General features: G+C 63.2%; 8 protein-coding genes. 3 read left to right on the top strand and 5 right to left on the bottom strand.

Translation table 11 applies throughout. The features are described 5' to 3' along the window. Positions 1-51: 51 nt before the first annotated feature. A complete protein-coding gene (locus LXT12_RS26455) occupies positions 52-495 on the bottom strand; it encodes a response regulator (protein WP_233395508.1) in 444 nt (147 codons plus the stop codon). 13 nt (positions 496-508) lie between these two features. Further along, positions 509-3370: a hypothetical protein gene (locus LXT12_RS26450; RefSeq protein ID WP_233395506.1), complete on the bottom strand. Its 2862-nt coding sequence runs from the start codon at positions 3368-3370 to the stop codon at positions 509-511. 180 nt (positions 3371-3550) lie between these two features. Between LXT12_RS26450 and LXT12_RS26445 the strand changes: the two genes are divergently transcribed. Genes LXT12_RS26445 through LXT12_RS26435 form a run of 3 tightly spaced genes read left to right on the top strand, consistent with a single transcriptional unit; the run spans position 3551 to position 6257 of the window. Further along, positions 3551-4570, top strand: a complete 1020-nt coding sequence (locus tag LXT12_RS26445; RefSeq protein ID WP_233395505.1) for a hypothetical protein — start codon at positions 3551-3553, stop codon at positions 4568-4570. Positions 4571-4600: 30 nt separating this feature from the next. Beyond that, positions 4601-5119, top strand: coding sequence for a hypothetical protein (locus tag LXT12_RS26440; protein ID WP_233395503.1), 519 nt, complete (start codon positions 4601-4603; stop codon positions 5117-5119). Between the two features lie 43 nt (positions 5120-5162). Then, positions 5163-6257, top strand: coding sequence for a hypothetical protein (locus tag LXT12_RS26435; protein WP_233395501.1), 1095 nt, complete (start codon positions 5163-5165; stop codon positions 6255-6257). On the opposite strand, the gene LXT12_RS26430 is transcribed toward LXT12_RS26435, so the two are convergent. From LXT12_RS26430 to LXT12_RS26420, 3 genes are all read right to left on the bottom strand, one after another. Then, positions 6233-6535, bottom strand: a complete 303-nt coding sequence (locus LXT12_RS26430) for a hypothetical protein (protein WP_233395496.1) — start codon at positions 6533-6535, stop codon at positions 6233-6235. The genes LXT12_RS26435 and LXT12_RS26430 overlap by 25 nt on opposite strands. A 39-nt stretch (positions 6536-6574) precedes the next feature. Beyond that, positions 6575-6919 carry a hypothetical protein gene (locus LXT12_RS26425; RefSeq protein ID WP_233395495.1) on the bottom strand — a complete coding sequence of 115 codons (345 nt, stop codon included), beginning with the start codon at positions 6917-6919 and terminating at the stop codon, positions 6575-6577. Between the two features lie 117 nt (positions 6920-7036). Next, complete coding sequence (locus LXT12_RS26420) at positions 7037-8038, bottom strand: SMEK domain-containing protein (RefSeq protein ID WP_233395489.1); 1002 nt, start codon at positions 8036-8038, stop codon at positions 7037-7039. Positions 8039-8197: the final 159 nt, after the last annotated feature.

Genomic DNA, 8197 nt, shown 5'->3' with positions numbered 1-8197 from the left:
GCCGTTCTCGGCGCCAATGCTGCTCAATCGCGTCAGCCGCTGCCGAGCCCGTCATGAACGCGAACTGCTCGCCGGACTTGCCCCGTCAACGCGTTGCGCCGAAATGGATTTTGCAGGTCTGACCACGTCGATGTCGAATTTGTCGAGTATTTCCTGCTTGGCCTGCTCCACCGGAATGGGAAGGCTCTCGATCTCAATATCAGGATATTGGGTCAGGATGATACAGGGCGTATTGGCGCCGTTTTCCGAATAGACGATCGTAAACAGCACGTCCAGACCGCCCGATGACAGCGGAAATGGCGATCCGCTGCCGGCTTCCGGCTCGTGGCTGTGAATCGACATGTCGATGATGGCCAGATCGAATACCTGCGAACCCAGCAGCGCGGTCGCCGACGCCAGCGCCTGGCATACCGATATATCGAGCGTGCCCGCGAACACACTATTCAAGTAAGCCTTGATACCCTCCAGCTTGAAAGGGTCATCCTCGACGATCAAGCACCGGACGTGATCAGTGTTCAAGAGCATAAATAAACCTGACTCTTACCTCGTTGCCGACGACCTCGTAACGGTCCAGCACAAACTCTCGTCGATTGTGGGCCAAGAGCAGCAACTTGGAGATTCCGCTCTTGTCTTCATACATATTCGCGTCCATGAAATCCGCCTGCTTGCGCGCCTCGATGTCCGCCGACACGTCGGCCGGGTCGTCGGCCGGCAGGATGGTCGAGCTGAAGTCGACCACCAGCCGCTTGCCCTTGTCGCGCACGATTTCGAAGTTGCGCCTGAGCGGCTGGCTGCGGTCGGCGTACTTGGCCGCGTTGCGCACGGCGATGGCGAAGGAGTCGTAGATCAAGTGATAGAAATCGCCGACCAGTTCGATCTCTTCCTTGCTGCTGTCGGCCCCGGCCTGCGGATCAAAGTCGGGGATGGAGTCCTTGACCTCCGCCACCGTGGCGGCGAAGAGCAGTGACACCGTCGCGATGGGCGCGACGATGGACGGCCTCTTGAACCAGCCGAACATGGCGGCCAGCTTGCGGTCGATCGACAGCTGCAGCTCGCGCCGGAATGAGTCCGCCAGGCGGGCGCCGGAAGGCGCCGCTGCGGGCACCAGCTCCTGCAGCAGGAACTTCTCGTTCTTCAGCGGCGTCTGCTGCGCGCGCAAGTAGCGGGTCACAGCGACCAGATCCAGCTCGGCCAGGCGCCAGCAGTAGTCGATCATGGTTTGATCGATGCCGGCGATGGACGTCGTCTCGGTGTAGTTGCTGCTGATGACCTTTACGGCCGCCGACAGCACCTCCTGCTTGGCTGGCCAGTAGACCTCCGGGGTCAGCAGGCCGTGGGGCTTGGACTTCGAGTGCACATGCAGGCGCTCGGCGATGATGGTCTGGACCGCCTTGTTGTAGGCGTCCTTCCAGGCCTCCCACTTCGCCGCGAACGGCGCGTGTTCGAACAGCGGCTCAAACTTGGGGTTGGCCTGCAGCGCGTTGACCACGCTGGAATACAGGTGGCCATGGAAGGTGCCGTGGCGGATGCGCCGGCCCAGGTATGAGGCGATGCCGAACACCGCGTTCGAACAAAACGAGTTGTAGCTCTGGGTCATGACCAGATGCAGCATGGTTTCGTCGCAGGTCACCGCGACACCCTTTTTGCCGGAACCCGTGGAGGTCAGCGCATTGTTCAACTCGATCATCATCTCGTCCTCGATCCAGGACGCGAAGCGCGAGGGGTCCACGTAAATGCGGTGGTCGTCGATTTCGTTGCGGACGCGATTGATTTGATGATCGATGCGGACCGCACGGGCGCGTTGCAGGAAATGCTCATCGCCCGTGAAACTGGCCATCCATTCGTGCAGGGACGCGCGAATTTCCGGAATATCGGAGCGATGGGGCGCCAACCGGGTCAGTTTGGCCAGGAAATCTTCGGTCGCGATGTCGTAGATATATTCAGCGACATAGGGATGAGATTTCTCATAGGATTTGACCAACTCGACGAGCGAGCCGTCGTGATACTTGAAGGCGGTGTCCTCAAGCAGTTTGCGCAGGAGGAAGCTGTCGAGCTCGTTCTTGCTGCGCTTGGCCAGCAACAGCAGCAGGATCAGCCGGACCAGGCTGTCCTTGGCCAGCTTCGCGGCCGTGCGCACGGCCCGGATGGGCACCGTGCGCGCCAGGTCGCGCGTCACGCCCATCAGCTTCAGCAGGTCTTCCTTCTCGAAGCCGATCTGGCCCTCGGACTCGGTCAGCCAGTAGTTGAAGAGGGCCGACCGCGTGGCGGTGCCTGACAGCTCCAGCTCGGCCAGGGCCTGGTAGCCGTGCTTGGTGAACGGCGGGCCGCTGATCAGGTCGTGCGGCGTGGCTTCCCCGACCCAGGCGCGCAGCTGCTCGGCCAGCGCCGGCGGCAGCTCTGCCGCCTCGTCCCGCGAGGCGTCGTAGTAGTTGTCGATGAGGATGCGATACCGCCGGATCGGGTCGTACTCCATCCACGCGGTGGAGTGCTTGAACAGGGCGTATTCGCTCTCGACGTTGTCACGCTCGTAGGTGGCGACCAGGGGCTCGAAGAGCTCAGCCTGGCCCAGGGCCGCGGCGATCTCGGACAGGGCAGGGTAGTCGCCGAGCTCGAAGAGGTGGGCGTTGAACTTCGCCAGGATGACCGCGTCCATCAACGAGCACCGCTCGACCTCCGACAGGAACTGCGCCAGGTCTTGAACCGACGCCGCGAAGGGCTGCACCGAGAGCCGTGAAATCGCCCGCGTGTAGCGGTTGATGGTGCCGCGGTCGGCGATGTTCAGGATGGACCGCTTGATGGTCAGGATGTTCTGGTCCAGCGAGTAGGCGTGGATCAGCGACGCCACCGGGACGTTCTTGATGCCGGCCTGGCGAACCAGGGTTTCGACGCGCTCGTCGACGGTGCCCTTGGGCTGGTTCTCCCGGATCAGGACGACGCGACGCAGCAGTGCGTGGCTCCAGCCTTCCGACTGGATGGCGGCAATGATGCCGTCCAGGCAGGCCTCCTTGTTGCGCTCGGCATAAAGCTGGTCGATCGCATGCAACTGCGCGGCGAGGCGGGCCAGGCGTTCCTTGTGACTGACGACGCCGACCTCGATGACGCTCAGCATCTCGTCCAGCCCGATCACGCGCGCAGGCTGGAGGGTGTCGACGAACGGCGGGTTCTTGGGGAAGGGGGTGGAAGTTCGGACCGCCTTCAGCGGGGTCCGACTGTTCAGGATGACGTCAAGGGCGCTGGACTGGTCCTTGCCCAGCGCGCCGCGAAGATCCGCCAGGCCGGGAATCGCGTTGCCTTCGGCGATGCTGAGTATGGCCCGGAGCTTGTTTCGAGTTTTCTTATCGAGTCGCTTGAGTTCTGCAAACCTGCTCATCAAATTTCCCTGGGAATCGCTTTTACTAAGGGCCCAACGATGTATCTGAATGTTAAACCGTTATGCCCATGGGCCCTGCCGCGGGCCCGCAGGCCATAGCAACTGTGCACCACAGGGGTGCGGGTCGATCGGGCTGGTGGAAACCGCGGCTGCACCCCATGGCAGCCGCCGGGGCGGTTCATGGAAGATCATCCGATGGCAAAGCTGAAATCAGAGCGGCATCACTGGTGGCCCGTGTGCGTGTCCCGCCACTGGGCCGGCGACGACGGGAAGACCGGCTGGCTCAAGCCCGACGGGAGCTGCGTGCGGATCCCGCCGGCCAGGCTGGGCGTCATCGGCAATGGGCACCACATCAAACTGGGGCGCAACGATGAGGACACGGGGTGGGACCACAGCTTTGAGCGCGTCTTCGACAGGGCGGACGATGCATTCCCGGAGCTGATCAAGTGGCTGGAAGGGCTGGAGCGCAAGCCAGTGCGTGGGGTCCAGGAACTGCGGCAGCGCTACGTCGCGCAGCCGTGCACCGATGCCGAGTTGGTGCGCATGAGCGAATGCGCCGTCTCATTGGCGATCCGCGGGCCCATGAACCGGGAGGCGTCTGTCGCCCTGGCCGAGGACCTGCGCGGGCCGCTCCCGACGGCTGAGCGGAACGCGCTGATCGGCCTCAACATGCGGAACTCCCAGCGGCTGGTCGCCGACAACATCGGATCGCGTGGCAAGTTCGTCGCGGTGTACTCCCAGGGCCGCGAGTTCGTGTTCGGGGACGGCTTCTTCCACAACGTCAAGAACGTCCAGAACCCCCCTTCGTCGCCAAAGCTGTTTGTGCCGATCACGCCGCACATCTGCGTGCTCGTGTGTCGGCCATCGCGGTATCTAACCGAGCCAAGGCTTACAACTCTGGTGCTGGACGACCACGAGGTCGACATCTGCAACAAGGCGGTCCAGGTCTACGCGAAGAACGCGATCTTCTTCCGTTCGCAGCAGCCCGTGCTCACCGAAGCATTCCAGCGCGGCCAGCACCTGGTGTACGAGCATCCTGGCAACCCCATCGACTCGCTGATCTACGCCATCCCTGGCGTCCCCGCCAGAGACACCTCCTTGGACCGCCTCTTCCACCCGGCCAGCGAGGACGCGCCCAGGCCTGCCACGAGGTGGGCCAGGTGGCTTTCACGCATGGGTCTTTCGGGGTCAAAGTCCTGAGCTGGCTGGGCCGTGGACACTACTTCTGAAATGAAGTTTGCCGATCTGCTCCTGCTGCCGTTCAACACCCGCACCGGGCTCATCTCGGTTGAGGCGATTGTTGAGGCCTTGCCGGGCACGCCTGCGGCCGTGGCCCAGCAGTTCTACGCCGACCACGGCCGCAAGCCGGACCACCAGGAGGCCTATGGTTCGCTGCAGCTCAATACGCTGTCGTGGTCGCTGGTCGGCGTCGAGGCAGCGTCGCTGATGGATGCGTCCACGCTGCCCGCATTCCAGAACTGGTTCTCCAACGTTGGCGAGCGCGTCACACGCTTCGATGTTGCAGGCTGGCAATGCATCGATTCCCGCGCCGACGTCCAGCGGCACTGGGCCGAGCACGGCACCTGGCTGGTGCCGCCCGTGGTGCTGACGGGGGCGGTCGTCGGTAGTTCGGCCGCCTTGCATGTCGCCGAGGGCCACACCCGCATCGGGTTGCTGCGGGGGTTGGCCAGGGCTGAGGTGCTGCCAGCATCGTCTCGGCACATGGTGTGGATCGGATCGACAGCTTGACGCCTAGGTTTTGCGGCCGCGCGCCGCAGTGAGGGAGTCCACAGTGACGGCGAGATACATCCTGGAGCAGCAAATCTTCGATCCGCACCCGCGGTTGGAGTTCACCGAAGCGCGGTTTCATGAGTTGGTACGCGCCGGCGCCACGCTCTCCGACGCTCAGGCGTTTGAACAGGGCTATGAGCTGATGCTCGGCAACTTCATGGACATGGAGCTGGCCTTTTCGCGGATCGGGCTGAGTGCCACGCTGGAGTTCGACCACCACTATGGGTCGCTCGCCCAGATCCTGCGCGACGCCAACCGGCAGGTCGTCAACGTGCTGACGGCCATACGCAGCTATGTCGACCAGGCGCCGCAGCTGTTCAAAGCGCTGGACCTGACGCCGGACTTCGCATCGGCCGTCCGCAAGGCACTCAACGACATGCATGCCAACAGCGCCGACTATCGCTTCGTCTATGCCTTGCGCAACCATGTCCAGCACCAGGGCAGCGCAGTGCAGGGCTTCGAGGGCGCTGACGACCCCAGGGTCGACGCCAACGGCTGGGCGGATGCCGTCAGGCTGCTGGCGTTCAAGAACCAGCTCGGCACGGCCGATTTCAAGGCGAGCGTCCTGGCCGAACAGCCTGACAGGATTGATGTCCGCCAGCGCCTTCGCATGAGCATGGAAGCCCTGGGGACGGTCCACCTGGCGCTGCGCGAGTTGGTGGTGTCTCGCGTGGACGCCGCACGGTCGGCGTTCGAGGAGGCCATCCGCGACTACCAGGCGGCCAAGCCGCCAGGTGTTGCGGCGCTGTACCTCCGGTCGACGGCCGACCCCACCCAGGCCGTCCTCATCGGCCTGGACTGGGACGACGTGCGCTTGAGCCTGGTCCGCAAGAACAGTCAGCCAGCGCGGCTTTGGCCGAGGCGCTCAAGGGGTCAACCAGAGCCGTCGGCGATCGTCGCGCTGCGCGTAGCGGCGGAGCACTCGGTGCGGCAGGCTGCCGGAGCCGTGTGCGTGTCTGAAGTGCAATGGATGGACTGGGAGGCAGGCCTGCCGATGCCCGAAGGGCTGTTCATCCTGTACCAGCTGCAGACCGGCCAACACCCGACCCACCGGGTCGAGCGCAAGCCGGATCAGCGCCTGACCCTGCCGTCCTGAAGGAGCCGAACAGGCTCGGCGTGCGGGACCGGCTCGCCGAGGTCCTGCCAACGAATGATGGCGGCGGCGACCGCGTCCAACATTTCAGGCCCTTGGTCAGGCACGCCCACCCGCACCAGGAAGTTCATGAAGTCGCCGTTCGGGCGCGCGCACCAGGCGATGACTTCCACCCCTTGGGCTTCGACCTGGTAGGTCACGTTGGCAAAGTTGGGCCGCGTGGTGTGCCAGTAGACGGCACCGTGCACGCGCAGGTCCTCGCACAGTACGTCGACGTCCACCGAGTCCTTATGAAACGCGATCCACATCGGCGGCGCGGCTCAGAACTCGTCGACCGTGCTGCGCGTGGTCGGCGCTGCGGCCTTGTCGAACACCCAGTCGGCGCCGTCTTTGCGGCCCCGCACGACGCGCGAGTGGTCGCCACCGACGGCCTTGCCATCACAGGCGTGGAAAGCCTCCCATGACACGGTGTAGTGGACGGCCGCGCCGGCGTCGGTCGCCGGGGCGTCCGTGACAGTCAGGCCGGTGAGCCGGGCCAGTTCGTCGAACTCGGACACGCTGTAGTCCAGCGCGAGGTCGAAGCCATCGTTCTCGACCATCTCGTCGAAATACAGGCGCAGGTATTCGCCAGGCTGGGGGATCGGCACTCTGATGTCGGTGGGCATGCGCGGATTCTGCATCGGCGCACGCCCCCTGCCGTGCCCGCCGACGGCCTGGCGCGCCTTTGGCCAGCGGCACGCACTGCCCCGCGAAACTGGTACTCGCCTTGGTGGCGCCAGTCTCTAGTCCAAGATCGAAAAGTCGCAGTCCACGATGGCCTTGGTGATTTTGTCGGCCGTCGCCAAGTACTCTTGAAGCAGCGTGAACGCGTCGCAACCGCTTTCCAATTCGAAGGTCAGTTCGAAGCTCTTGGCGCGATCTTCGGAATCCACCTCGATAAGTCCGGCCGCCTCGAGCGCAACGTAATACTCACGGGTATGCGCCTCGCCAATCTGCAGGCGCTGAGTCACGGTCTGGATGACCATCGAGCGGCGGTGCTTGAACTGCGAGTCGGTCCCGTTGATCGTGATGAACGACAGAAACTCGCGCTGATTTTTGGAAAGTGCCTGCAGCTTCTTGTAGAGCCGTTGGAGGGCTGTGAACTCGGCGGCCCATTCAACGGCCCCCGGCGTATGGCCGAAATGGGTCAGGAAGGCTGCGGCAGTCTTTGCTGGCTTGTCGACCACCTGTTCTGCCTGGGCCAGGAGGCTGGTGGGTGCGATCGCTCGGGTGATCGAGGGCAGCTGTGCGTCGAGATAGTCGCTGAGCGCCTTGAGCTCGTCGACCGTCCCCTTCTCGGCCTGGGACAGCACGTCATCGATGTCCCATACGTCCTTCTTGCAGTCGAAGAAGCTCTTGCCCTTGAACTCTTCAAACGAACGTGGCTGATAGTTCTTCTTGTCCGCGAGCATCAGGAACACGAGGCGGTCGTATTTCGTGTCATGCCCATGCTTAACGAACTTCTGCATCGTCTCCTGCAGTTTGCCGACGGCTGATGTGGCAGTCACCTGGATGCAGAGGCGCCTGCTGTCGTCGGCCAGGTCGATGGCGGCATGGTTCAGTTCGTCATCGTTGAGGTTCACGAGCGAATACCCATACACAAGGTTCAGCACGTCCCTGAAAAACGACTCGCAGTCACGGTTCAGGTCGGTCTTGCCTGCCTTGCTCTGGCTCTTCACCATGTAGCGAAGCACCGAGAGCTTCATCACGACGTTCTGGTACAGGCGAGCTTTTTCGATGGGCATGAAGGGTTGTCCGAAACTGGCGTTGATTCCCGGGAGGCTAGTGTCCTGTCCCGTTAGTTTCTGGCATTAATCCTGCATGCCATTGCGGTATCTTGGAACGGGGGATACCGCGATGAGGACAGGCCGACCGAAGGTTGAATTGCTGCTGACTGACGAGGA

It is taken from the genome of Pelomonas caseinilytica (assembly GCF_021353235.1).
In the GTDB taxonomy this organism is placed as follows: domain Bacteria; phylum Pseudomonadota; class Gammaproteobacteria; order Burkholderiales; family Burkholderiaceae_C; genus Pelomonas; species Pelomonas caseinilytica.
The sequence above is the reverse complement of the archived record's forward strand: the minus strand, read 5'-3'. Positions and strand labels throughout refer to the sequence as shown.

What these genes read in the sequence shown, in the direction of transcription:
- LXT12_RS26440 (WP_233395503.1), top strand. Translation starts at nt 4,601, where the DNA reads ATGAAGTTTGCCGATCTGCTCCTGCTGCCGTTCAACACCCGCACCGGG.
- LXT12_RS26445 (WP_233395505.1), top strand. Translation starts at nt 3,551, where the DNA reads ATGGAAGATCATCCGATGGCAAAGCTGAAATCAGAGCGGCATCACTGG.
- LXT12_RS26420 (WP_233395489.1), bottom strand. Translation starts at nt 8,038, where the DNA reads ATGCCCATCGAAAAAGCTCGCCTGTACCAGAACGTCGTGATGAAGCTC.
- LXT12_RS26450 (WP_233395506.1), bottom strand. Translation starts at nt 3,370, where the DNA reads ATGAGCAGGTTTGCAGAACTCAAGCGACTCGATAAGAAAACTCGAAAC.
- LXT12_RS26425 (WP_233395495.1), bottom strand. Translation starts at nt 6,919, where the DNA reads ATGCCCACCGACATCAGAGTGCCGATCCCCCAGCCTGGCGAATACCTG.